Origin of the sequence: Vibrio sp. HI00D65, from assembly GCF_001635455.1 — a bacterium.
Classification (GTDB): Bacteria; Pseudomonadota; Gammaproteobacteria; order Enterobacterales; family Vibrionaceae; genus Vibrio.
Genome location: NZ_LWEH01000085.1, coordinates 91,137 through 116,958 on the forward strand (window position 1 = coordinate 91,137; position 25,822 = coordinate 116,958).

The 25,822-nt window shown below is 44.0% G+C and carries 24 protein-coding genes, 1 tRNA gene and 1 pseudogene; 3 read left to right on the plus strand and 23 right to left on the minus strand.

Features of this window, described 5'->3' with window-relative positions:
• Positions 1–18: 18 nt before the first annotated feature.
• The 3 genes from A3712_RS08385 to A3712_RS08395 form a co-directional block, all read right to left on the minus strand.
• Positions 19–1,302, minus strand: a complete 1,284-nt coding sequence (locus A3712_RS08385) for a TRAP transporter large permease (RefSeq protein ID WP_017070429.1) — start codon at positions 1,300–1,302, stop codon at positions 19–21.
• A 9-nt stretch (positions 1,303–1,311) separates the two neighbouring features.
• On the minus strand, positions 1,312–1,776 hold the full coding sequence (locus tag A3712_RS08390) for a TRAP transporter small permease (RefSeq protein WP_063523054.1): 465 nt from the start codon (positions 1,774–1,776) through the stop codon (positions 1,312–1,314).
• Between the two features lie 107 nt (positions 1,777–1,883).
• A complete protein-coding gene (locus A3712_RS08395) occupies positions 1,884–2,897 on the minus strand; it encodes a C4-dicarboxylate TRAP transporter substrate-binding protein (protein ID WP_063523055.1) in 1,014 nt (337 codons plus the stop codon).
• A gap of 272 nt (positions 2,898–3,169) precedes the next feature.
• Between A3712_RS08395 and A3712_RS08400 the strand changes: the two genes are divergently transcribed.
• Positions 3,170–3,874, plus strand: coding sequence for a glycerophosphodiester phosphodiesterase family protein (locus tag A3712_RS08400; protein ID WP_063523056.1), 705 nt, complete (start codon positions 3,170–3,172; stop codon positions 3,872–3,874).
• Between the two features lie 9 nt (positions 3,875–3,883).
• Positions 3,884–4,627 carry a DeoR/GlpR family DNA-binding transcription regulator gene (locus A3712_RS08405; RefSeq protein ID WP_063523057.1) on the plus strand — a complete coding sequence of 248 codons (744 nt, stop codon included), beginning with the start codon at positions 3,884–3,886 and terminating at the stop codon, positions 4,625–4,627.
• 86 nt (positions 4,628–4,713) lie between these two features.
• Here A3712_RS08405 and gltS read toward each other — a convergent pair.
• The 4 genes and pseudogenes from gltS to A3712_RS08425 all read right to left on the minus strand — a co-directional run bounded on the left by gltS (position 4,714) and on the right by A3712_RS08425 (position 9,669).
• Positions 4,714–5,952, minus strand: a pseudogene (gene gltS, locus A3712_RS08410) (sodium/glutamate symporter).
• A 253-nt stretch (positions 5,953–6,205) separates the two neighbouring features.
• Positions 6,206–6,296, minus strand: a tRNA-Ser gene (locus tag A3712_RS08415).
• A gap of 160 nt (positions 6,297–6,456) precedes the next feature.
• Positions 6,457–6,906, minus strand: coding sequence for an L-alanine exporter AlaE (locus A3712_RS08420; RefSeq protein WP_063523058.1), 450 nt, complete (start codon positions 6,904–6,906; stop codon positions 6,457–6,459).
• A gap of 249 nt (positions 6,907–7,155) precedes the next feature.
• The gene (locus A3712_RS08425) at positions 7,156–9,669 is read right to left on the minus strand and encodes an ATP-binding protein (protein WP_443083588.1); all 2,514 of its coding nucleotides are present in this window, start codon (positions 9,667–9,669) and stop codon (positions 7,156–7,158) included.
• 130 nt (positions 9,670–9,799) lie between these two features.
• On the opposite strand from A3712_RS08425, the gene A3712_RS08430 reads away from it, so the two are divergent.
• Positions 9,800–10,369, plus strand: coding sequence for a UPF0149 family protein (locus A3712_RS08430; RefSeq protein ID WP_063523060.1), 570 nt, complete (start codon positions 9,800–9,802; stop codon positions 10,367–10,369).
• A gap of 130 nt (positions 10,370–10,499) precedes the next feature.
• On the opposite strand, the gene A3712_RS08435 is transcribed toward A3712_RS08430, so the two are convergent.
• The 16 genes from A3712_RS08435 to A3712_RS08510 all read right to left on the minus strand — a co-directional run bounded on the left by A3712_RS08435 (position 10,500) and on the right by A3712_RS08510 (position 25,667).
• A complete protein-coding gene (locus A3712_RS08435) occupies positions 10,500–11,531 on the minus strand; it encodes a potassium channel protein (RefSeq protein ID WP_063523061.1) in 1,032 nt (343 codons plus the stop codon).
• 175 nt (positions 11,532–11,706) lie between these two features.
• Entirely contained in the window at positions 11,707–12,768 is a 1,062-nt protein-coding gene (gene nadA, locus A3712_RS08440) for a quinolinate synthase NadA (protein WP_063523062.1), read from the minus strand.
• A 145-nt stretch (positions 12,769–12,913) separates the two neighbouring features.
• Entirely contained in the window at positions 12,914–13,699 is a 786-nt protein-coding gene (ybgF, locus tag A3712_RS08445) for a tol-pal system protein YbgF (protein ID WP_063523063.1), read from the minus strand.
• Between the two features lie 33 nt (positions 13,700–13,732).
• Complete coding sequence (gene pal / locus A3712_RS08450) at positions 13,733–14,275, minus strand: peptidoglycan-associated lipoprotein Pal (RefSeq protein ID WP_004741083.1); 543 nt, start codon at positions 14,273–14,275, stop codon at positions 13,733–13,735.
• Positions 14,276–14,386: 111 nt separating this feature from the next.
• Positions 14,387–15,739, minus strand: coding sequence for a Tol-Pal system beta propeller repeat protein TolB (gene tolB, locus A3712_RS08455; protein WP_063523064.1), 1,353 nt, complete (start codon positions 15,737–15,739; stop codon positions 14,387–14,389).
• Positions 15,740–15,751: 12 nt separating this feature from the next.
• Positions 15,752–16,819 carry a cell envelope integrity protein TolA gene (tolA, locus tag A3712_RS08460; RefSeq protein WP_063523065.1) on the minus strand — a complete coding sequence of 356 codons (1,068 nt, stop codon included), beginning with the start codon at positions 16,817–16,819 and terminating at the stop codon, positions 15,752–15,754.
• A 13-nt stretch (positions 16,820–16,832) separates the two neighbouring features.
• The gene (gene tolR / locus A3712_RS08465; protein WP_004741086.1) at positions 16,833–17,276 is read right to left on the minus strand and encodes a protein TolR; all 444 of its coding nucleotides are present in this window, start codon (positions 17,274–17,276) and stop codon (positions 16,833–16,835) included.
• Between the two features lie 3 nt (positions 17,277–17,279).
• Entirely contained in the window at positions 17,280–17,963 is a 684-nt protein-coding gene (tolQ, locus tag A3712_RS08470; protein ID WP_063523066.1) for a protein TolQ, read from the minus strand.
• Positions 17,953–18,372 (minus strand): tol-pal system-associated acyl-CoA thioesterase, encoded by a 420-nt coding sequence (ybgC, locus tag A3712_RS08475; RefSeq protein ID WP_063523067.1) that lies wholly within the window; start codon positions 18,370–18,372, stop codon positions 17,953–17,955. Before ybgC ends, tolQ begins: the two co-directional genes overlap by 11 nt.
• A gap of 193 nt (positions 18,373–18,565) precedes the next feature.
• Positions 18,566–18,868 (minus strand): cyd operon protein YbgE, encoded by a 303-nt coding sequence (gene ybgE / locus A3712_RS08480; protein ID WP_063523068.1) that lies wholly within the window; start codon positions 18,866–18,868, stop codon positions 18,566–18,568.
• Positions 18,861–18,968, minus strand: a complete 108-nt coding sequence (gene cydX / locus A3712_RS08485; protein WP_000270284.1) for a cytochrome bd-I oxidase subunit CydX — start codon at positions 18,966–18,968, stop codon at positions 18,861–18,863. Before cydX ends, ybgE begins: the two co-directional genes overlap by 8 nt.
• A 31-nt stretch (positions 18,969–18,999) precedes the next feature.
• Entirely contained in the window at positions 19,000–20,136 is a 1,137-nt protein-coding gene (gene cydB / locus A3712_RS08490) for a cytochrome d ubiquinol oxidase subunit II (RefSeq protein ID WP_063523069.1), read from the minus strand.
• A gap of 14 nt (positions 20,137–20,150) precedes the next feature.
• Positions 20,151–21,737 carry a cytochrome ubiquinol oxidase subunit I gene (cydA, locus tag A3712_RS08495; protein WP_063523070.1) on the minus strand — a complete coding sequence of 529 codons (1,587 nt, stop codon included), beginning with the start codon at positions 21,735–21,737 and terminating at the stop codon, positions 20,151–20,153.
• A 551-nt stretch (positions 21,738–22,288) separates the two neighbouring features.
• Positions 22,289–23,305 carry a Holliday junction branch migration DNA helicase RuvB gene (gene ruvB, locus A3712_RS08500; RefSeq protein ID WP_063523071.1) on the minus strand — a complete coding sequence of 339 codons (1,017 nt, stop codon included), beginning with the start codon at positions 23,303–23,305 and terminating at the stop codon, positions 22,289–22,291.
• Positions 23,306–23,502: 197 nt separating this feature from the next.
• On the minus strand, positions 23,503–24,114 hold the full coding sequence (gene ruvA / locus A3712_RS08505) for a Holliday junction branch migration protein RuvA (protein ID WP_063523072.1): 612 nt from the start codon (positions 24,112–24,114) through the stop codon (positions 23,503–23,505).
• Positions 24,115–24,206: 92 nt separating this feature from the next.
• Positions 24,207–25,667 carry a methyl-accepting chemotaxis protein gene (locus A3712_RS08510; RefSeq protein ID WP_063523073.1) on the minus strand — a complete coding sequence of 487 codons (1,461 nt, stop codon included), beginning with the start codon at positions 25,665–25,667 and terminating at the stop codon, positions 24,207–24,209.
• Positions 25,668–25,822: the final 155 nt, after the last annotated feature.

Consider the following 25,822-nt stretch of genomic DNA (forward strand, 5'->3'; position numbering starts at 1 on the left):
ATCGATCACTAAACAGTGTTAAAGCAAATTCGGCAAAAACATCACTAAGCTTTCAGAGAAAGTCAGCAACATCAGAACCGTGAGTAGTGCTAGCAACAACGGAGCCACTTCTCTTACGAAGTCGACCATACGAACTTTTAAAATCGAGCAAACCGTAAACATCATTGAGCCAAATGGCGGAGTCACACCACCAATCATGATATTCACAATCACAATAATGCCGAAGTGAACCGGGTTAACACCTAAGTTAAGAACAGCTGGCAATAGTAATGGCGTGAGGATGATCATCGCGGCACCGCCCTCGATGAACATGCCAACCACTAGCAGCAGCACGTTAATCAACAACAGTAAGACGAGCTTGTTGTCTGTCAGCTCAATCAGAGCCGAAGCAACATTATGTGGGATCTGCTCTAGCGTCATGTAGTAGCCGAAGACCATGGCACCAATAATGATGAACATGACACTACTGGTGCCCTGCACTGTTTCACGCATGATCAGCGGGATATGGCGGAAGCCCAGTTGACGATAAACGAAGATGCCAATAATCGCGCAAAGTAATACCGCGATAGCGCCCGCTTCAGTAGGCGTGAACAAACCAAAACGCATGCCTAAAATAATGCCAAATGGGATCAACAGTGCCGGAATCGCTTTCAAGAAATAGTGAAAACGCTCTTTGGCAGAAGCTGGCTCAGAACGAGAAGGTTTGTAACGGCGTTTACGAGCGATGAACGCGATCGTCACCATTAGAGACAGCGCCATCAAAAATGCCGGCACGTAACCCGCAATAAACATTTGATGGACTGACACGTTCGCTAATAAAGCAAAGATGATTAGGTTAATACCCGGTGGAATTACAGGGCTGATACTTGATGACGCAGCTGTTACAGCGGCCGTGAATGGCAAGTCATACCCACGCTTAGTCATCTCGGGAGCAAGAATCTTCGACTGCATCGCTGCATCCGCGTTTGCAGATCCAGAGATACCACCCATAAGAGTACTCAATGCCACATTCACTTGAGCAAGACCACCGGTTTTATGCCCAATCATTGAATCGGCAAAGGCGAGTAAGCTCTTACTGATCCCGGCATAGTTCATCACCGAACCCACCATGATAAAGAACGGGATGGCCAACAACGGAAAAGACTCAGCAGAACTAATAAAGCGCTGCATCACCAAGCTCACAGGAATAGAGTCATTGATAAAAAGAAAGTAAACCATCGCCGATGCAATCAAAGAAAACGCGATGGGGATGTTCAAAAGAAACAGAACAAACAGAATAAGGATTGGAAGATAGCTTTCCATGAATCGTACCTACTTAGAAGAGCGCTTTAGAAAAGCGACATCGTTCGCGATAAATCGAACGGTGTGGATCGCCATCAATGAGAAACAAAGCAACAACACGCCATTGATAACAAAATATGATACGCCCATGACTGGCGTTACCTTGTTAGATAGCATGAGATATTGATAACTCAGAACTGCCATTAAAATGTTCAGAGCTAGTAGGAAAACGGAAACACACAATCTAAACGGGATTTTTGCTTTTTCTGGCAACATGGCAACCACCACATCGACACCCATGTGAAGCTTGTGTTTGTAACAGGAGCTAATCCCTAAGTAGACAGCCCAAATGAAGCAAATAACCGACAGCTCTTCACTCCACGGAACAACAAAGCCAAATCCATAACGCAAGACGACGTTAACGATAACAACCAAAACGGTGATCGAAATAGCGATAGAAGCGAGGATTTCTTCAATATTTTTCAATAAAAACAAAAGACTTCTCCAACGAAATACCGAATACGACGTGGGTATTTCAGGAATAAAACGGCCTAAGAATAGTTAGGCCGTAATCATTAACTAATTAATTTACGTATGCACGATTACTGTGCAGCGCGGATCGTTTCTAGCTCTTTCATGATCGTCGCGTGTATGCCTTCACTCCAGCTTGGGAACTGGTTGTACACATCCGCCGTCAACTGGTTGAACTCTTCAGAATTCACTTCATTGAAGGTAACGCCTAGCTCTTCAAGTTTCTGAGTGTATTCAACATCCAATTTAACCAACTCAGCAGTGTTAGATTCAGCACCTGCCTCTAGCTCTTCGTTGATGATCTGTTGTTGTTCTGGCGTAAATTTGTCCCAAAGCGATGGTGAAATGTAGATACCCACAGTGCCAAGGAAGTGCTTAGTCAAAGACATGTTCTTAGCCACTTCGTAGATCTTGGTTGAGTACATTGTCAGGATAGAACCCTCAAGACCGTCAACAACGCCTTGTTGAACGCCTGCGTAGGTCTCAGGGAATGGAAGAGAAGCTGGAGCTGCGCCCATTGCTGAAAGTGTGCTGATGAACAGCTGACTTTGTGGAACACGAATACGCATGCCTTTCATGTCATCAGAGTTAACGATCTCTTTATTGGTGATCATGTGGCGGAAGCCAAACATGTAGTCTGCATTCAATACTTTGATGCCCTTCTCTTCCGCTTTAGCTTTAAGGCCAGCGACGAAATCAGTGTCCATCATCGCTAAATATTCATCATAGGTGTTGTACAGCATTGGACCTGCCAGTGCAGCGAAGTCAGGCACGTAATCACCTAGATAAGTCAAATCCTCTACGGCAATCCAGTTGGCACCGTTAACCACTTGTTCCAAGTTATCTTTGTAAACAGGCAATTGACCACCAGGGAAAACTTTAATGTTCACCGAGCCATCGGTTCTTTCTCGAATTTTGTCGGTCGCTTTGATTAGCTCTTGCGTAAGCAGCTCATTTTGAGTGAACACAAGGCTCATGTTGATATTGATCTGCTCATCTTTAGCTTCAGAACCAGCCTTGTCGGCTTCACCACAACCAACAAGCAGCGTTGCCGCCATAATTACTGTACCTAATAGCTTTTTCATTTTTAATCACCTTTATGTGGCTATCGTTTTCTAAATATAGAGGTTTTATTAAGTTTTCGTAGAGTATGTGAGTCAATTATTACATTCATATGAACATTTATCTTAGCGATTTGAACATAATGAGTATAAGGTCTCAATATTGTACAAACTCTATCCAACTCTTTTTAACTAGTTCCCACTCAAAACAGCGCAATATGGTGGAGAGTTAATAAATCTGTAATAAAGTAGAGCTACTGTTTCCTGAATTTTCAAATGAACATCGAGATTGAATTATGATCACAGGCCACCGCGGTGCCGCTTCTTTAGCACATGAAAATACGTTAGTGAGTATTGAACACGCAGCAAGAGCTGGTGCTAAATGGATTGAAATTGATACCCAATTGAGCGCTGATGGCATCCCTATGGTTTTTCATGACAAGACAGTCAATCGTTGTACTAACGGAACGGGCAATATCGCCAATTTAGACTTAACCACACTCAAGACGTTAGATGCTGGTAGTTGGTTTAGTAGCGAGTTCTCGGGGACCACGATTCCTACTTTAAGTGAAGCGCTCGATAAATGCCTAGAACTTGATGTAACTCTAAACCTTGAAATCAAAATTTATGACGATAAGGCTATTCAGCCTTTGGTTGAAACAGTGATCGCACTGGTTGAGCAAAAGCAGTTCCCTATTGAAAAACTGCTCATCTCAAGCTTCAAAAAAGAGGCACTAAGTCTTTGCCAACAGATGATGCCAGAGGTTAAACGTGGTTTTATCTGCGAAGTGTGGAACGATTTCAGTCTGGCATCCCTTCAACCACTCGATCTGTACAGCATTCATATCGATCACCGCATCCTTGATGAGAAAACAGCAAAAGCGATCAAAGCTTCAGGTGCAATTCTGAAAATATGGACCCTGAACGATCCACAATTGGCGACTAAATATTTCAACCTAGGCGTCGATAACATCATCACTGACGTACCAAACCAATTTTAGTGGGCTTTTATGGAACTGAACCATCGCCAGAAAGAAATACTCGCAACGCTTAAAGCTAACCAAGATATTCAGATCGACCACTTAGCTGAGTTGTTTGCTGTTACCACTCAAACCATTCGTCGTGACGTAAACCACCTGTGTGAGCAAGGTCTAGCACGTAGAGTACATGGAGGCGTCAGCCTACCTACTACGCTCACGAATACGAGTTATCGATTCCGCGCTGGCGTTGAGTCAGAAACAAAAGACAGTATTGCTATAGCAGTTGCCGATGCGATACCTGAAGGCTCAACGGTTATGATGGGCATTGGTACGACCGTCACTCGAATTGCACAGTACTTATTAGCAAAGCCAGCGCTAAGAGTGATCACCAATAACCTTCAAGTCGCTCGTATCCTTGAGGCAAATGAGCAGATTGAAGTGTATTTGGCGGGTGGTTTATTCAGACGAGAGCATCAAGATATGGTTGGCAGTAGCGTAGTCCACTTCTTCTCTAACTTTGAAGCGGACATCGGAATTTGTGGTTGTGGTTCAGTAACATACAGCCATTTCGCTATGGAACATGAACAAGTTGAAGCTGACCTATCTAAGTCAATCATAAAGAACAGCCGTGAGAGTTGGCTAGTCGCAGATGCTAGCAAGTGGGGCCGCTTTGCTGCTCTGAAGGTAGCGTCACTGAATGATTTTGACCGCATCTACACAAACAACACGCAGCTGCCACCTGAATTAAACATACATTTAGTCGAAGACGAATGACACCAATAAAGACGAAAAACATAGATAGAAAAAAGCCTAGCTACAACGCTAGGCTTTTTTGCTTAACAAGATAGACGGGAGAAAGACTACATCCCAACAAAGAAACTGATCACCAGCGCATCAATCAAATCTACAAAGAAGCCACACACTAAACGCACTATGATAAATGCTTGTGGGCTCGTACCGTAGCGATGAGTCACGGCAGTCATGTTTACAATCGCTGTTGCAGTCGAACCTAAAGTGATGCCTCCGAAGCCAGAACATATCACCACTGAATCGTAGTTTCTTCCCATCAAGTAATAAACGACAAACACTGCAAATAGCAGCGAAAGTAGAATTTGGATGCTCATGACCACAGAGATATAACCAAACAGCCCGTCAAGATCCCAAATGCGGAGTCCCATTAATGCCATGGTTAAAAACATGCCCAGGCAGATATCCGAGATCATTGCCAACCCTTTCCGACCTAGGGCAATTTTTTCTTGTGTGCGACGCTTCTTGAACAAAGCCCTACCAACGTTTCCGGTTGAGATACCTGCGATTAAACAACTTGCGAATAGAGGCAGCTATAAGCCCATTGATTCAATAACTTCACTTAAGCTATAACCTAGCATAAATGTCAGGTTTAAAATTAACCATGCCCATAAAACACCGTAGTGGCTGAGCGCGGTTTTGGTTTCACTCTCTTGGAATGCACCAACCGTTACCTCTTCTTCATTTGAAGGGCTCACTTTATGTTTATTGAAAAAGTAGTTGGCAATCGGACCACCGATGACACAAGCTGAGATTAAATTAACCGTGTTGGAAGCCACAGCAAGCTCCAGCGCATTCGAAATTCCAAACTCTTCGACAAACATCGGCGCCCAAGCTAGGGTTGTACCGACACCGCCAATCAAGCTAATAGAACCTGACAGCAAACCCGCTTTCGCATCCATACGAAAACCCGATGCGACAGCCATACCAACCACGTTTTGAAGAACGATAAAAGTCGACGCCAAACAGAGCAGGATAAACAGCGGCCGCCCACCTTTTACTAGCGTCTTAATGTCAGCTTGAAGACCAATACCAGCAAAAAAGTAGAGAAGTAGAGAAGTAGAGAAGTAGAGAAGTAGAAAGTCTCTCACATCGAGGCTAAAGGTGATTTGGATTTCAAAGAGATAGTAAAGCGCAGCGACGATAGCAGCGCAAACAAAGCCACCAATAACTGGCTCTGGTAGTGAATACTTCCTTAATACTTCAGAGCGCTCGATTAAGCCTTTACCAATGAACAGAAATGAGATCGCAATGGTAAAGGAGAGCATTGGAGAAGCGAGGGTTTCTGTCATGATGAGATAGATTCCTAAGAGTTAAGATTATTCATAATGTTGCTTACTCTAAATCTTGTAGATTCATGACTATAAATCACGCGTTTATCGGTGGCATCAATCGCTAATCTGGATCAAAATGCTTCAACATAAACAGTGGGGGGACGAACAAAAACAGGATTTGAGAAAGTAATGTTTCGAAAAGAAGAAGGATATAAAAGTTTAGGTGCCCAAAAACGGAAAACCCCAGCATTTCTGCTGGGGTTTAGAATAGTGGTGGAAGGATGGGGATTTGAACCCCAGATACGCTATAAACGTATACTCGCTTTCCAGGCGAGCGCCTTAAGCCACTCAGCCATCCTTCCAAAAATTTTGTTGAGCTCGTCACTCAACGAGGCGCTACTTTATTGATTCTGCTTGCTTTGGTCAAGGGGCATTATCAAAAAAAGTGACTTTTTAAGTTTGTTCGATTACAAATTAACTCATTAGATCAAAAACAAACCAAATTTGATGCTGTCTCTATTCTTAAGCTTGTTGATAGTAACCTGGAACTCTAAACCACTTACGGCACATATCTAAGAAGTAACCGTACAATACACCCATCCCGCAAGAGATCATCGCGTTACTGGTTACCGCAGTCACGATCTGGTCACTTGACGCACCAACAGCTAACAAAATACCAGCATACACTGGAGACTGGAATAACACGTAAGCCATTAAGTCAGAGAGGTTTTTCATCAACGAGCTTTGTGAGAGTTTTGCACCATTACGCAAGAACCAATCACGGAACACGCCATAAGGCCATGCAATCGCAATGTTCACCGGAATCGACAGCGTTCGAGAAGCAAGAGATTGCTCAAACGTCATACCAGAGATGAACACTTCTACGATCATGCCGGAGATAAAACAGAAAACTACCATAGCAAATGTATCCGCCGCTGCGTTACGAATACAAAATGGACCACGAGACTTCATTTAGCGTTAAACCTAAAATATATCACTACCCATTTAGTGATTTAGCAACATATAAACAAGGCACTTTCGCGCCTCACCAGATAATATCGCCATTAAAACACAATATTAGCAGTCATATATTTCAAATTAAAAATCAAGCTGTAAATTAACAACCAAAAACCATTTAAAAACCAGTCACTTCAACCAAAAAATCACAGTAAGGTTATAATTTGGCCATTTCGTTATTAAATTTCCGTAATTTAACAACAACTATGCCATAGGCAAGTTGACGGTAATTTTGTTGATCACATCTTGAGTCGGCGGTTCGCCTAAAGAAACCTGTTCTAATGCTTTATCAACTTGGCGAGAAAGCTCAGCATTGTCCATAGGTTCGACATGCTTACGCAGACTTTCTAACGCCGATTGAATCAGGTCTAGGTTATTGTCTTCTAACGCTATATAGAGTGTCACGAGTAGCTCTTCGGTATTGTCCTTGTTGCGCAGATCAGGTTTCGGTAGTGAGCGACTTAGGCTCTTCTTATGAAGGTTTGCATCATGACTATTTAAGCTTACAGGTCCCCCCAGAGACACGTTGTCATTCTGGTTTTTGGTTTCATGATATTGATAAAGCTTGTTAGAGTAACGGAACAAGGCATCATCAAGTTCACGCTCATCAATCGGCTTAGCGATGATATAATCGACTCCAGCCCCAAGCATGCGCTCACGAGTCTCTTTAAAGACATCAGCCGTACAACCAAATATCAAGACAGAAGACACTTCACCAATTAACGCTCGAATTGCTGTTGTTGATTCTACGCCGTCCATAACTGGCATGTGGTTATCCATCAATACGAGATCAAATCGCTCAGCAACAAGCGCCTGTATCGCCAGTTCACCGTTTTCAACGCTCTTACAAGTAAAGCCCTTACTATTCATAAAGGTCTCAATGATTACCGTGTTGGTTCGATTGTCCTCAACGATCAGTACCTTCAAGCCAGAGTAATCTAACTTCTTATGTGGCAAGCTCTCTATTTCACCAGGCTGACAAGGTTGAATTTTTAACCAAACGTCAAAGCTCGTGCCTATCCCCTCTTCACTTGTGACGGTAATATTGCCATCCATTAGTTGAGTAATTTTCTTTACAATGGCTAGGCCAAGCCCTGTACCACCAAAACGTCTTGTCGTCGAAGACTCTGCTTGTTCAAACGGTTTGAAAATACGCTTTTGCGCCTCTTTCGATATACCGATACCGGTATCACGAACTCGAATGCTGAGGTAAGTATCGCTGCCTTCGACTATCTCTTTAAGGTAAACCTCAACAAAACCGCGCGAGGTGAACTTCACCGCATTGTTTAAGAGATTAAATAGAATTTGACGCAAGCGTGCTTTGTCGGAGAAGTACCAACGACCGGAAGGCACATCCGAATACACCTTAAATTGGAGCCCTTTCTCAGAAGACAATGTGTAGTAAACGCTGTTGATACTGCCGATGATCGAATCCAGCGGGAAGCGCGTCTCATCGAGGTCTAACCTACCCTGCTCAACCTTAGAAAAATCCAAGATTTCGTTCAGCAAGGTCATCATGTGATCGCCTGATTCATACAGACTCTTTAGGTGCTTCTCTTGCTCAGCATTAAGCGGAGTTTTTAACAGAATTTGCGCGGTCCCCAATACACCATTCATTGGGGTACGAATTTCGTGTGATAGGGTCGCAAGGAAAGCGGTTTTTGCATTGGTTGATGCTTGTGCTTTCACTTTTTCGGCTTCGAGATATACCGTCTTCTCATTGAAGGTTTTGATCAGGTGACCGATCTCATCATGACTTGAGTAATCAACATCAATCACTTCACCCGCTTTTGAACTGTTGACCTGAATGGCGATGTTGGTGATTGGAGTGATTAAATAACGGTTCAGTAAGTAGTAACCCGCCATCACACAAAGTAGCAACAAGGGCACAATACCCCCCTCGATACTCATCACCTGACGAAACACTTCATCTGCTACCCGCGATTTAGAGTTAACGACATCGACTTGCCAGCCAAATTCACCGAATTGATTGCTACTAATGTAGGTCCCTTCAACAAGGTTAAAGTTATGAGAAATCAGGACTTGGTTGAGCTTGTCTCTCAAGGTAATACCCAGGTTGTACTCTTCTGCGTGATTCTTAATAAAATCCAGTAACTCTTCCAAAGAGAGATCCACCGTCGCGATACCTGCAAAGGTACCATCGTAATAATAAGGCGAAGACGCTGTGATCATTCGAACGTGCGTGTAAGGATCGATGTAGACATCACTCCATGAGATGGTTCCCTGCGGTTCATCGACTACCGAGGTATACCAATGCTCTTCGTGATAAGGTGCACTTTTAGGGTTGTTGTAAGAAAAAAGCTGATCGATGGTTCCGTCGTCAGCTTTGTTGAAGAAGTAACTATTCAGCAACTTATCGGAATCAAGCGTATAAGGTTCAGGCCAAATACCAGCACTGACGATGGTGTCGTCACTCGCGGCTAACATCGACTTGAACAGCGGAATAACATCTTTACCTTTACGGTGTGCCTGAGCAAAGCCAACTAAACTATCAACAAAGCCTTGAGAGCTGCTGAGTGGCTCTGTAATCAACGAAGACAATAATTGCGTACGAAGGTCGAGGTTCTGTTGCAGTTTGGCGCGCACTGGTGATTCTACGACGTAATACGTCACACTACCGACAATAGCGATAAACATTGCAAGGTATAAGCCAAGCGCTACCATGCTTTTTTTCTTTAAAGACGCCCGTATCTGCATAATTGTTTTCTTTTCTGTCAAACCTAGTGTTTATCATCAATGACATCAAGCATTTTTAGATTGAAGCTTGATTGGCACAAGTTCATTGGTACTATAAGCGCAAATATGTTCCCTTTTACGGTACCTCACTTTGACTTTACAAGATATTCTTGCGCTTCCAGAGTTGGAAGGAAAGCTAATCACAGAACACAAAACCATGGGCTTTGTCACTGCAATGGCTGCAGCGCCTAATGTGTTGACCCCGCATGAGTGGCTACCGTTTCTTTGGGGTGGCCAAGAAGTCGCTCCTTTCACTGATGGTGAGCAATTAGAAAGCTACATTGAAGTAATCATTGCGCTTTGGAACAAAACTCGTCCCGAACTAATCGAAGGCACTTGGGTTTGGCCTGAAGCTTGTCAATTGGACGAAGAGGAAGTAGTTAATACTGCTGCTCGTGATTTCTGTGAAGGCTTACTTCAAGGCTGGCAGATTGCTCGCGATGATTGGGAAACGCTAATGCCGGAAGATAGCGAAGACAACGCTCTGGTTGGCGGCGTTCTACTTTCTCTTAGCATGCTTTACGATCCAGAAACTTCAATCGCAACGCTTGCCGAACAAGGTATCGAAGGCCTAGAGCAGTTTGAAGAGATCTTCAATGCGGTTCCTATAATGCTTTGTGGTCTAACTCAGCGTGGTATTGCACTGGCTGAAGCTCATTAAAATTATTCAACAGAAACTACGAAACAAACTGCAAAAGGCCTCATGATGAGGCCTTTTTTAATGCGAAAATGCCCAGTAAGGCGAAGTGCTCTAATACATACAAGAGCGTTCACATAAAAAGAGTCGCAACTTAAAAACCTTTCCAATCAAAGTCGTCGATACGCTCATCGGCGATATAGAACAACTTAGTACCGCTACTGACGACTTGATCCAATTCTGGGTTGAGTTCAATGCCGTTCCCGGAGTCTATCGCAATCAACGTCGCTTGATACTTCTCTTTGAACACAGAGAAAATCGGCGCCACAGTCACGGGTTCAGCATCTTGAGGATAGTAAGTCGAATACTGCGTCATACCTCTTGTCGAGCTAAGCAGCTCTTGGTGCAGCGCACTGGATCCTGGATCGACCGCAGCCTTCGCAAGCATTTCTGCGCCTACCGCAGGAATACACTCAGAGTTCGGACAATGTGTATGCAGCAGATCACTCAATGCTTCATCTTTAAAGTAAACCAACAGATGCGCTTGTGGGTTGCGGTTGGCACAGTAAAGTGCTGCAGATAAAGTAATATCATCTTCAGGGTTATCAATCAGAATACAACTGGCTGATTCAATACCCGTCTTTTCCATCTCTTTACCGTCAGTGTAGCTATTCACTTTCACGAAACTGATTTCACCAGGGAGTGGGTTTTCAATGTCTGAACGCGTACATAACACAATTGGACGCCTACCCGTCTCTTCATGCTGGAGCATACGAATAAGGTGAATGGTTCTTTGCTCATTCCACCCCAACATTAAAATATGATTTTCCACTCGTACTCTCCTTTTTCCTAACAAGCCAGCTCGCCAATATTCAACACCTTCTGTGGCAACCTTACCGAGTAACGCTGCGAACAGGCTCAGTCCCCCCGGTATCACAAATAGAATGACGATCCATCGACCCGCTTCTGTCGTTGGTGATAGGTCGCCATAACCTACTGTCGAAGCGGTCACCACTAAGTAATACGCGAATGTCGTAAACGAACTGGTTAAGCCCGTCTCACCCACCAAATACAAACTCGACCATGAAATAAACACATAGCTAAGAAAAGTAAATAGCAGGTTTTTGCCGTTCAAAACAAAGATTTTTGCTTTGATCCAACGTTTGAGTTGCAACCAGATTATCATTCAAACCTCAAATCCTTCGATCTTACTTACATGCTAGAAAAAATACGCGATATCAACAAGATGAATCATCAGAAAAAGATACATACTCACAAGATTGATATTGGCAGGCTATCTTTAGGTACAAAAAAACCAGCACTATAGGCTGGTTTTTAATTTAGTCAGATAAGTAAGCCGCTTACGCGTTGCCCTTTACCTGCATGTTTAACTGCTCTGCGAAATCTAACATACGGTTCAATGGGATAAGCGATTTAACACGTAGCTCGTCAGAAACGAAGATTTCGTGTTGCTCACCGCCATTCTCAAGTGCGTTTTCAATCGCTTCAAGACCGTTCATTGCCATCCAAGGACAGTGTGCACAGCTACGACAAGTTGCACCAGCGCCCGCCGTTGGCGCTTCAATCAGCTCTTTTTCAGGAACCAGTTGCTGCATCTTGAAGAAGATGCCTTTGTCTGTCGCAACAATCATCTGTGGATGCGGCAGCTCTTTCGCTTTCTTGATTAATTGGCTAGTAGAGCCAACAGCATCAGCCAACTCAACAACACTTGCTGGAGATTCTGGGTGCACAAGAATTGCAGCTTCAGGATATACCGATTTCATCTTTCTCAATGCATCTGCAGAGAACTCATCGTGAACGATACACTCACCTTGCCAAAGCAACATGTCAGCACCGGTTTGATTCGCGATGTAAGAACCTAAGTGACGGTCAGGCCCCCAGATGATTGGTTTGCCTTCAGCGTCTAGGCTTTCAACGATTTCCAAAGCAATGCTCGACGTAACCACCCAGTCTGCACGAGCTTTAACAGCCGCAGAAGTGTTTGCGTATACAACCACAGTGTGGTCAGGGTGAGCATCACAAAATTCTGTGAATTTATCAGCAGGACAGCCAAGGTCTAATGAACATTCAGCTTCAAGCGTTGGCATGAGAATACGTTTTTCAGGAGTAAGGATCTTCGCAGACTCACCCATAAAACGAACACCAGCGATGACCAAAGTGCTTGCTGAGTGACGGTTACCGAATTTAGCCATTTCTAATGAATCGCCAACGAAACCACCAGTTTCTTCTGCTAGAGCCTGAATTTCAGGATCTGTGTAGTAGTGTGCAATTAGAACTGCATCTTTTTCTTGAAGTAGTTTTTTGATGTTTGCGATGTGGGCCTGTTTCTGAGCGTAGCTCAGTGGAACTGGCTTAGGCGGAAACGGGTAAACTGTATCGATTTTTTCTAGTATATGGCTCATTGCTCTTGCTCTACGCAACTTCTTCCGAGAATCCGAGTATTCTACACAGGACAGGCATGAGGATCAAAAACGATTGGGGGTAAGCAAGCACGATGGGTATTGAAGCGGGTATAAAAAAGAGGCACCTCAGCACCTCTGTTTTACTTTATAAGTGGGTTTGTGCCACTTTGGCCGAAGCACTGTTTGGGTACTCGGTAACGACTTGTTGGTAATATTTCTTAGCTTGCGCCGCATTGTTATTGCGCGCCGCTATGTCACCAAGCTTAACCAGTGCGTCCGCTCGCTTGTTTGAGTCTTTGTACGACACAACAGCGGCAAAGCTCTTCACAGCTTCTTTATCCTGCTTTTTGGCAAAATAAAGCTGACCTAACCAGTAGTGAGAATTAGGTGTGAAGGTGGAATCTGGAAAGTCTTTTTGAAACTGTTGGAATGCAGTAATCGCACCCGTGTAGTCTCGTTGCTTTAGAATCATGTCTACAGCATTTTGATAAGCAGTCTGCTCATCAACATCAGTACTGAACGTACCAGAAGCTTCTTTAGAGCCTTCACTCGCGGCCACTGCTACTGTTGCGGTACCTGCTGCTTTCACCTCACCTCTTACGCGATCAAGCTCGATAAAGAGTTCACGTTGGCGCTCTAGCATTTGTTTCATATCGTAACTGTTGCGTTCTAGCTCACCACGAAGCTCACTGATTTCCAGTGCCATATCGTCCATTTGCTGTTGCATTTGAAGCTGAACAAGATTGCGATTTTGAAGTAGGCGCTCTAAACGCTCAATATCTGATTCGTTAGATGCTGATCGAGAGGAAGAAGAAGTTGAATTGGTTGCGGTGCTATTGAGATCGGATACTGGAGCTGGTGCAGCGAACGCAGTGTTCGCTGCACTTGCCAGTAACGAAAGCAAAATGACTCGCTTTGTGTCACTGAACATGAGGCAATTCCTCAATTAAATAGCTTACTAGAATTAGTAAACTAGTACTGCGCGACGGTTTTTAGCATACACATCTTCAGATTGACCTAGAAGAAGTGGCTTCTCTTCACCGTAGCTTACGATAGAGATTTGGTCAGCTTGAACACCTAGAGCTTGTAGATATTTTGCTACAGCTTGTGCACGTCGCTCGCCAAGTGCGATGTTGTACTCTGGAGTACCGCGCTCGTCAGCGTGACCTTCGATAGTTACTTTCATGTCTACGTTCTTAACTAGGTAAGCTGCGTGAGCTGCTAGCATTTCTTCGTAGTCGCCAGCGATAGTAGAGTTATCAAATGCGAAGTAGATTGTTTGAGTTTCACGTAGTGCTTGCTCTTTAAGCTCTTGCTCAGACAGTTGACCGTTAGCGTCAATTGGCGTTACAACAGTTGTATCTACGTTGCCTTCTGAACCAGAAGTAGTTTGGTTGCTTTCAGTACCAGATGTTGCAGATGTTGCTTCATCAGTTGAGCTACATGCCGTTACTGCCATCACTGGTAGTGCAATCATTAAGCCTTTAAGAACTTTATTAAGTTGCATCGTTTTTTCCTTACGTTATCAAACTTAGTTTCTACAGCGACTAAGTGCTATAGATAGTTAAATGCCACAATAGTTAACACTATCAATAGCTAAAAGAATATTTGACTCATCCTAGAGGAACGGAGACCATGCAGGCGCTCTTACACGTCCATTGGTAGCCGGTAATCTAGCTTTAAAACGGCCATCGATAGAAACCATCGATAGTACGTTCGTCTTGTTGTAAATAGAGCTATAGATAACCATACCTCCATTTGGTGCAATACTTGGAGACTCATCTAAAAGTGTTTTTGTTAATACTTGAACCGCACCAGTTTCCAAATCTTGCTTGGCCAAGTTAAAGCCTGAGTTGCTGCGATTAACCATGATCAGGAATCGTCCATCAGGGGTAATCTGGCCACCTAAGTTTTGGCTACCTTGCCAAGTAATACGAGATGTCGAATTATTTGACAAATTTACATTATATATCTGAGGTTTACCACCACGATCAGACGTAAAGATTAGAGACTTACCGTCTGGGTGCCAGAATGGTTCCGTATTATTCGAACGGCCGCGGGTAATTTGAGTCAGCTTACGGCTTGCTAGGTCAAGTGTGTACACCTGAAGGCTGCCTGTTTTCGACAATACTAGCGCAAGCTTTTTACCATCAGGCGAGAATCTTGGCGCACCATTATGACGAGGGTATGACGTCACTTTCTCACGTTCACCCGTGTAAATATTCATGATGAAGATTTCAGCTTGGCCATTCTGGAAGCTCACGTAAGCAAGCTTTTTACCGTCTGGAGACCATGCTGGCGACATTAGAGGCTGCTTAGAGCGAAGTACTAGGCGTTCATTGAAACCATCGTAGTCTGCTACACGAAGCTGATATGGGTATTTGTCTTTATCGTTCACAACAACGTAAGAGATACGTGTTAAGAACGCACCTTTTTCACCTGTGAGCTCTTCATAAACCAAGTCAGAGATACGGTGTGCGTACTCTCTTAGGCGCTTACCAGTTACGGTCGCTTTCTTGTTGAACAACACGTGATCTTTAGAAAGCACCAATTGACCTTCATCGCTTAGCGCGCGGCTTTGTCCTTTCGTCAGCTGACCACGAACAATATCGATCAGCTGGTAATTAACTACGTACTGCCCTTCGGCATTTTTTGTGATACTACCCGTTAGTAGTGAATCAACACCTAGGTTAGTCCAAGCATCAAAGTTTACCTCTGTTTCACTGTAGGGCGTTTGAGGCATTTTGCTTGTCGCAACTGGGCTGAATTTACCACTACGCTGTAAGTCAGAAGCGATAACCGCTGACACATCGTGTGGTAGTGGCTCAGCACCTTCCCAGCGGAAGGGTACGATAGCGATAGGCCGTGCAGAGTTAATACCGTCTGTAATAACCAGCTCCAGTGCTGCATGCGCAAACTGGCTGCTTGTCGCTATTACAAAAACAAAACTCAGTAATAGTTTCTTTAACACAAGTTCGTCCTTTTACTCTGGTGATACCGTTAAATTAATGTCTTTGAGTGATTTCACAATATCTGGGTCTTTGGGCAGTGGGTAAGATTGTACCTGTGCCACCGCGCGTTTGGTTGCTGCACATAGGCGGCTATCGCCATCCAATATGCTTAGACTACCCAAGATAGCATTTGATCCTGTTGGAATAAGCTTAAGGTTCACTCGGCATGAGCGACCTCGGTAGCTGTCTTCTAACAGAAGGTTTTGCTGAATCAACTGGGTGTAAATTGCACCGTAATGTTGTACTTCATCATTAATAAATTGTTGTCTTGCCGAAGAGTTCTGAGTCGCTTCAGTTTCAAGCCCTGCAAAGATATCGTTCAGTGCAGCTTCTTGCTGTTTGCGTTCTTTCTCCGCTCTGGCTGCTGCCTCTTTTGCTTTACGCGCTTTCTCAGCTGCAGCGGCGGCTTCTTTCTCTTTCGCTATACGTTGCTTCTCAGCACGTTCAGCGGCTTCTTTTTCTTTACGAGCTTTTTCAGCGGCCTCTTGCGCAGCTTTTTCTTTTGCCACACGTTCTTGTTCCGCTTTTGCAATCGCTGCTTCTTTCGCTTTACGCTCTTGCTCTGCTTTCACTAGAGCCGCTTCTTTTAACTTGCGGTCTGCTTCTGCTTTAGCTGCTTTCTTCTTCTCTTGCTCTAAACGTGCTTGTTCAGCTTTGCGTTTTTTCTCGTTTTCGACTCGTCGCTTTTCAGCTTCTCGAGCGGCTTTCGCATCCTTCGCTTGTTGCTCTTTTAGCTTACGGATATTTTCTTCTTCAGCCTTGCGATTTTTTTCTAGCCTTTCACTTTCGCGTCGAAGCTTGTCTAGGCGATCTTGCTCTTTCTTACTCGCCGCTTCACGTTGTTGACGAATTTGTTGAGCTTGTTGACGAACCAGTTGAGGGTCAATAACTACAGCCTGCACCATCTGCCCAGTAGGCTTGGGTTCAGACATAGTAAAATCCGCTCCCCATATGAGCGCAACGAATAAGAGTACGTGCAGCCCAAGTGAAATTAGAAGCGGCTTTTTGAAACTGTTGGATTTTTTATTATTCGCTTTCATGAATGCTACGGAGCTATTCCCTTATATCCGTTAAAAGGCCAACCTTTGGCACACCTGCACGGCTTAATTCATCAAGTAACAAAACTACTTCAGCGTAAGGAGTCGCAGCATCGCCACCCACCGCTACTGGAGAATTTGGTTTCAAAGACAGTTCAGCTTTTACTCGGACGATGATGTCTTCCAATGATAGACCTCGTTGTACCTCTTCGTCGTTAACGCTTAGGCCAAGCTCGCCGTCTTTATTCACTTCAACGATAATGAAACTCGCGTTGTCATCACCTAATAAATCTTGCGCTGACTTCGCGGTAGACGCCTGTGGCAGTTCAACATCCACACCTTGAGTTACAAACGGCGACGTTACCATGAAAATTATCAGCAATACGAGCATAACGTCGATATAAGGTACGACGTTAATCTCAGCTGTCATTTTACGTTTTTTAGGTTGGTATCCAGCCATCTATTATTCCCTGCCAGCCATCGCTTGACGGTGAAGAATGCTGTGGAACTCTTCAGAGAAAGTCGCGTAGTTATGTTCTAGCTTACCAACACTGCTACTAAAGCGGTTGTATGCCATTACAGCAGGAATCGCAGCGAAGAGCCCCATTGCTGTTGCGATCAGAGCTTCTGCAATACCTGGTGCAACCATCGCAAGTGTCGCTTGCTTTACTTCACCTAGCGCAATGAATGAATGCATGATACCCCAAACTGTACCGAACAGACCAATGTATGGGCTGATAGAACCAACAGTCGCCAAGAAAGGTAAGTTAGTTTCTAGCTCATCCACTTCACGGGCCACTGCTACGCGCATTGCACGGCCAGTGCCTTCCATGATGAAGTCCGGAGATGCCGCGTTAGATTTACGAAGGCGTGCAAATTCAGTAAAGCCTGCGTAGAAAATTTCTTCTGTACCAGAAAGCTCGTCTTTATGTTTGTTGCTCTCTTGGTACAACTTAGCCAAATCAACACCAGACCAGAATTTATCTTCGAAGACTTCTGCTTGTTTAGAAGCTTGAGATAGCACTTTACTTCTTTTGATGATCATTGCCCAAGAAACGACAGACATACCCATAAGAGTGAGCATGACCATTTTAACCAGTAAACTAGCTTCTAGTATTAGGCCTAAGATTGAGATTTCAGCAGTCACTATTCGTTAGCTCCGTAAGAATGAATGTTGGCATTGCCTTGGGTTTCATTTTTTGATTGTCGATACATGCTACCTTAACCTTTGCTTTACACAATGCTTTGCCATCAGGATTTACGATCTCTTGACAGAAGACCAAGGTTGCTCGCTTTAATTCGTAAATGTTTGTAACGACTTGTAAATAATCATCAAGACGTGCGCCTTGAACAAAATCAATGTCCATATGTCGGACTACAAAACCGATGTTTTGTTCTAATAATATTTGTTGAGAAACACCAATTGAACGCAGCATCTCAGTTCGAGCACGCTCGAAGAACTTGAGATAGTTAGAGTGGTACACCACGCCACCTGCGTCGGTGTCTTCGTAATATACGGTTACTGGCCAAGTAAACGGCTTAGATAATCCCTGCAAATTGATACCACAAACCCAAAATCGATAAAGAAATCACTATAACCTAACTCCTTATCATTAATAGTATATGGCAGTGAATTTTTTGATTTAACAGACTAAAAAAAAGGCCATCTGTATAAGATGACCTTTTTTTGATTAAAAACCAAACAAGCACAAGACTCACATTAAATGAGAACCTAAAAATAAACCTACTTTATAGAAGGCGGAGCACTGTTAGGTAGAGCAGAATGGTAAGTGAAACATATGGGCTGAACAATAATTGCCACATCCAAGCTCTCGGCTTAAACCCAACACCGTAAACCATGCTTGAGCACACAGCCCAAATAAACATAGGTCCGATGATCGCGTTAAAGCCACCGATGCTTGCTGCATACGCTTCAGGATCCCACATCACTAAGCTAATATGCATAAAACCCAATATTAAGGCCAGGGCTCTAAAGAGAGTCTTGTCCATTGGTCGATGCAGCTTAGCGACTTGTTCTGCGAGATTACTCACTGTCTTTGTCCATCATTTCAGAATGCTCAAGCCATAGAGCATTGATGATGCCGAATGCACATGCTAGAAGTACACCCAAAATCCATGCGAAATACCACATAAAATTTCTCCTAAGTTATTTCACTTCTATCTTAGTAAGCTGAAACGTCGTTATCTTCGATGTGTTTCTTATCTAGGCGACCGAACATTTTGTAGTATGTCCAAGTTGTGTAGCCAAGAATCACAGGAACCATTACCGCTGCAACTGCAGTCATTAGACCAAGTGTCAGCTCACTCGCTGTTGAGTCCCACATAGTCAAACTATGGTCAGGGTTCAGGCTTGATGGCATTACGAATGGGAACATTGCAAAACCAGCCGTTAAGATCACACCAGCGTTAGATAGGCTCGAGAATAAGAAAGCGAAACCACCGCGCTCAAGACGAGATGCAATTACAGCTAATAGTGGCATAACCACACCTAAAATCGGTGCAGCCCACATTGCTGGGTACGTCTCAAAGTTTGTCATCCACGCGCCAACTTGAAGTGATACTTCTTTATTTAGCGGGTTAGAGTCTGCGAACGTGTCAATCGTACTTGTAATTACATAGCCTTCGATAGATTGAACCCAGAAGCCACCAATAACGAATAGTGCAATTGAAATTAGGCCTGTGATCTGAGCAACGTTACGAGCACGAATGTGCAGCGCCCCTGTTGTCTTCATTTGTAACCATGTTGCACCTTGCGTTACGAACAACATCAGAGCCAATACACCACATAGCAATGCAAACGGATTTAGCAGAGCGAAGAATGTACCGTGGTACTGAGACATCATTAGGTTATTCAGGTCAAATGGAACACCTTGTAGAAGGTTACCAAATGCTACACCGAAGATGATTGGCGGAACTGTACCACTGAAGCAAAGTGCGTAGTCCCACGCTTTACGCCATTTCGGATTTTCAATCTTTGAACGGTAATCTAGAGCAAGTGGACGTAGCCAAAGTGCAGCGAGAGTCACGTACATAGCAAAGTAGAAGCCAGAGAAAGACGTTGCGTAAACCATTGGCCAGGCAGCGAAAAGTGCACCACCAGCTGTAATCAACCAAACTTGGTTACCATCCCAGTGAGGGGCAATCGTGTTCAGCATAATACGACGTTCAGTGTCACTCTTACCGATTATCGGTGAAAGTGCTGCAACCCCCATATCGAAGCCATCGGTTACTGCAAAACCTACTAGTAGAACACCGATTAGGATCCACCAAATAAGTCGTAAGCTTTCGTAATCAAACATTAATATCCCCTCACTTATACTTCAACTGAACGGCTAACTTTGTCTTCAACAGAGTTATCACTTTGTTCGAAGTGGTAACGGCCTGTCTTCAAGCTACTTGGGCCTTTACGTGCGAATTTCAGCATTAGATAAACTTCAGCAATCAAGAACACTGTGTACAGTGCCAATATAGCGAAAAGAGAAGTCCAAAGCTGTTCAATAGTCAGTGCTGATGCAGCAACGTTAACCGGTAGTATTTCACCAACCGCCCATGGTTGACGACCAAATTCAGCAACAAACCAACCTGCTTCAATCGCAATCCATGGTAGTGGGATGCTGAATAAAGCAGCTTTGAGAATCCAAGGTTTCTGTTCGATTTTCTGGCGGCATGTTTGGATAAATGAGGCACCGAAAACGAACAACATAATAAACCCGCAACCAACCATAATACGGAACGCACTAAACAATGGCCAAACTGTTGGGATTGAATCGTCCGCTGCCATTTGGATTTGGTCTTCCGTTGCGTCAACAACATTGTCTGTGTAACGTTTTAGAAGTAGTCCGTAACCTAAGTCACCTTTGACTTCGTCAAATGCACTCATATTTGCTTCAGACTTATCACCTGCGCGAAGCTTTTCAAGTAGCTCGTATGCATAAATACCCGTGCGTATACGGTCAACATGCTGTTCACGTAGGTCGTGTAGACCTGTTACTTGCTCATCAAACGAACGTGTTGCAATAATACCCATTACGTAAGGGATCTTGATTGCGTAATCCGTGTTCATGGTTTCTTGGTTTGGTACACCAAATAAAGTGAATGCAGCAGGTGCTGGCTCTGTGTGCCATTCAGCTTCAACCGCAGCGAGTTTCACTTTTTGAACTTCACCTAACTCGTAACCAGATTCATCACCTAAAATAATCGTTGATAAAATAGCAGCCATACCGAAAGATGCTGCAATAGCGAATGAACGACGGGCAAACGCTACATCTCGGCCTTTTAGTAGGTAATATGAACTAATCCCCAGTATAAACATGGCACCACACGTGTAGCCAGAAGCTACTGTGTGTACAAACTTAACTTGTGCAACTGGGTTAAACACGACTTCTGCAAAACTTACCATTTCCATACGCATGGTTTCGAAGTTGAATTCTGCGCCTACTGGGTTTTGCATCCAGCCATTCGCTATAAGAATCCAAAGTGCAGAGAAGTTAGAGCCAAGTGCCACTAGCCAGGTTACCGCTAAGTGCTGACGCTTTGACAGTCTGTCCCAACCGAAGAAGAAAAGACCAACAAAAGTAGACTCTAGGAAGAATGCAACAAGCGCTTCGATAGCCAGCGGAGCACCAAAGATGTCGCCAACATAATGAGAATAGTAAGACCAGTTAGTACCAAACTGGAACTCCATAGTTAAGCCAGTCGCTACACCAAGAGCAAAGTTAATACCAAACAATTTACCCCAGAACTTGGTCATGTCCTTATAAATTTGCTTGCCAGTCATTACATAAACAGACTCCATAATGGCAAGTAAAAATGCCATACCTAAAGTCAGTGGAACAAATAGGAAGTGATACATCGCTGTAAATGCAAATTGCAAACGCGACAGATCAACAACATCAATCATGGTAACTCCTTTGTGTCGGCTGAATGACACTTGTGTGATTATTCACCTCAAAAGTCCATGTTAAAACAATCTGCAATATTGTTATTACAACATGAAATTTGTAGCAAAAACGTACCGTTATAGTTAGATTATTGTTAAGATACAGCTAATATAGCTGGCGCTAATATTACTGCTAAAATCAGTATGTTTCAAAAGGTTTATGGAAGAACCCTGCGTTGATTTGTATCAAATTTATCCGTGCAAATTAGAGGTTTTTTTGAACAACTATGATTAAAGTCACACCAATTTAGCTTGTCTTAATAACACTGCGTGATAGCTGTGACAAAACCTCAGCACACAGTCAACATTGGAGTCACAACACCCATAAAGTAGTAACAAAAGATATGACAACTTATTTCAATCTTTGTTAGTTAAATCAAAGGTGAAATCAAAGTTTTCATTTTTGACGCGCCCTGTTCGAACTTTATAGCGACTCGCACAATAGAGTTGTTATTCAGTAAAACGCAAAAATCCCAGCGCTTATGCAACTGGGATCTTTAGAAATGAATAATTTAACGATTGGACGGTCTATCTATTGCAAAGTGTAAATAGGCTCGGTCGGTCGCAATTCGGCCTCTTGGTGTTCTTTGTAGATAACCTTGCTGAATCAGATACGGCTCTAATACATCTTCAATGGTGTCTTTTTCTTCACCAATGGCTGCCGCCATGTTATCGATACCAACAGGACCACCACCAAACTTCTCCATGATTGCCAGTAGAAGTTTTCTGTCCATATAGTCGAAACCTTTAGCATCGACATCGAGCATGTTCAGTGCGCTATCTGCAACCTCAGGGCAAATATGACCGTTCCCCTTCACTTCTGCATAGTCACGTACACGGCGCAATAAACGGTTTGCAATACGTGGTGTGCCACGAGCACGACGAGCAACTTCTAATGCACCTTCCGGTTCCATCGATAAGCCAAGGCAATCAGCACTGCGCTGAACGATGTTTTGCAAGTCTTCGACTTTGTAATACTCAAGACGCTGAGTGATACCAAAACGGTCACGAAGTGGAGAGGTTAGTGAGCCAGCGCGAGTGGTTGCGCCAATCAAAGTGAAAGGTGGCAGGTCAATTTTGATTGAGCGTGCCGCGGGGCCTTCACCGATCATGATGTCCAACTGATAGTCTTCCATAGCTGGATACAACACCTCTTCAACCACAGGGCTTAATCGGTGGATCTCATCAATAAATAGCACATCATTTTCTTCAAGGTTAGTTAGCAGCGCCGCCAAGTCACCGGCTTTCTCTAATACAGGGCCAGAAGTGGTGCGAATATTCACATCCATTTCATTGGCAACGATATTCGCTAACGTCGTTTTACCAAGACCGGGAGGACCGAATATCAACAGATGGTCAAGCGCTTCATTACGCAACTGTGCCGCTTTGATGAAAATCTCCATCTGGTCACGAACGTGGTCCTGACCTTGATAGTCGGCGAGTGCCTTTGGTCGTATTGCACGATCGATAACATCTTCATCTTTAAAAACCGGGTTGTCAGGAGCAATGAGGCGATCTGCTTCAATCATAGAGAGTTCCAATTTGAGAGTGTTAACTCTGTTTTCTTTCAATTCTTGTTTAAAGTATCACCAACGTTAAAAAAACGAAGGTAAACACTCGTTTTACCTAACGTCGAGGCATAAGAGCCGACACGCTAGATACAAGTATCTTTTATCAGCCATACCTTAACCTTTCAATTGAACTGGGGCTGTATTGTCAAGTTCGATTAGACCATCGATTTCAAGGCTTCGCGAATCAGCTGTTCACTTGTCATGCCGTCTTTCGCGATTTGAGAAACCACCTTAGAAGCTTGAGTTGGTTTGTAGCCTAGTGCAAGTAGCGCACTTACCGCTTCTTCTTCAGCATCATGAACCGTTGGCATAGAGTCAATTGGTGCAGCGTCAGTCGCAGGCGTAAACAGGTCACCTGCACCCCACCCTTTCAGGCGGTCTTTCATTTCGACAACAAGACGTTCCGCCGTTTTCTTACCAACACCAGGAAGTTTCACTAGCGTAGAAATGTCTTCGCGTTCAACACTCTGAACAAACTGGCTCGCCGTCATACCAGAAAGGATACCAAGGCCAAGTTTAGGGCCAACACCGTTCGCTTTGATCACTTCGCGGAACAACGCACGCTCTTTCACTGTGTTGAAGCCATAAAGGAGCTGCGCATCTTCACGTACTACAAAATGCGTGTAGATAATTGCTTCTTCGCCTACGTTCGGTAATTCATAAAAACAGCTCATTGGCATTTGTACTTCGTAACCAACACCACTGACTTCAATCAATAATTCTGGTGGCTGTTTTTCTATTAATGTACCGCGTAGACGTCCGATCACAATTTACTCTCTTGATGGAATTTAATTTGAGGGACAGAATATAAAAGAACTGGATGCTTATCCAGTTCTTTGTGGTTTTTCGAGGGATTTATTTACGCCTGTTTAGCTTGGGAGACCACGTTATTTAGGCTTTCAACTAATTCCTTCACTGAACTGACGTGCCCAGTCAGTTCAGAACCATAATTAGCGACCAAACCCGACACAGATTTGGTTTCAGCAACGCTCTGCGCCACTTCAGAGCTGGCAAGATCGAGCTCTTTTAAGGAGTCCATCTGCATCGCCATAATATCGGTTAACTGGTTTACATCAGTAGAGATGGTTTGAACTTCTGAGATAATACCGTTCATTTCATTTGCCGTAGTTTCGATGATCGCTCTGCCATGCTCCACTTCCACTTTACTGCGATCCAACAAGCTTCGGATCTCGATGGCTGAATGACTACTTTTTGCTGACAGCTCCCTCACTTGGTCGGCTACCACAGCAAAACCTCTCCCCTGCTCGCCTGCGCGAGCCGCTTCTATTGCGGCATTCAACGCGAGTAAATTGGTTTGCTCTGCTACCGAAGTGATTAAATCAGCCACCTTCATGATTTCTTGGTTACTTTGTATGATTTGACTGATGGCTCCAGTCGAGGCCTCAAGAGATTCAGAACTCTTTTGCGCTTTAGTACCAACGGCTTCACTGCGCTCTTTGAGTTCACCGACAAACGAATTCGACTCTTCGATACCTTGCGTCATCTGGTGCAGTTGCTGGCTCATCTCCTCAGCTGCACTCGCCTGAGATTCACAATTGATGTTCAACACTTCGACTTGCGCATGCAAATCTTGTGACTGTTGTTCTAGATGTACAGAGACACTCTGTAAGCTTTCTGAATTCGAGTTAGCTTGGTCGAGCACAACTGACAAGCGTCCTTCACTTTGTGTCGCTTTGTTAGCGACCTGCTGACTCTCCGAGATCGCTTGTTCTGCCATCTCGATAGCCACTTCTTTTTGCTTGGCTGTAAATGCTTGAGCAATGCAGATCACCACCAGCGGCATAATGACACCCGACCATGTTTCGACAACCACAGCTTCCGGAGTAAGCACTAACTGTGGAAATGTGAATCCGTTCAAATAAGCGGACGTCATCACCAAGGAGACACCAATCACAAGGCCACTCCACACCAAAGCGACAATGCGCGTTCCTGACAAAAAGAAAGCAACCACTAACAAAGGTACCCAATAGGCCTGTGTCGAATCCACCACACCGCCACTTTGATAAATGATATTCAGTGCGTGCACCGCCATACCAACAAAGCCAAAGTTAAGTGCCAAACTTGGTTTTCCAGCAACACGAAGTAACGTGGCTGAGAACAGTTCAAAGACGATAAGGAACACAGAAGTCGCAACAAGCAGCTGCTCTTCGTGTTTTGTCCATTTGATTAAGCTATAGATACCGACAAAGAAAGCGATGAAAGTGAAAAGTAATAAGATGTCGGCTTGTCTGATTTGATTGTTGTTCCATTCGCGAGTTTTGGGCAGAAATAGCACGCGCCACAACTTGATAGGGTTCATCAGTGATCATCCTTGATTAACTTATAAGACCTCCGACCAATGTTAATGCCATGTTAAATGGGACGCAATATTATTATCTAGGTTCTGTTCGAAAGATCTCATTTCGTCAGGGATCTAGCGGCATATTGCTTTGATATGATCCTAACTAAATGCGA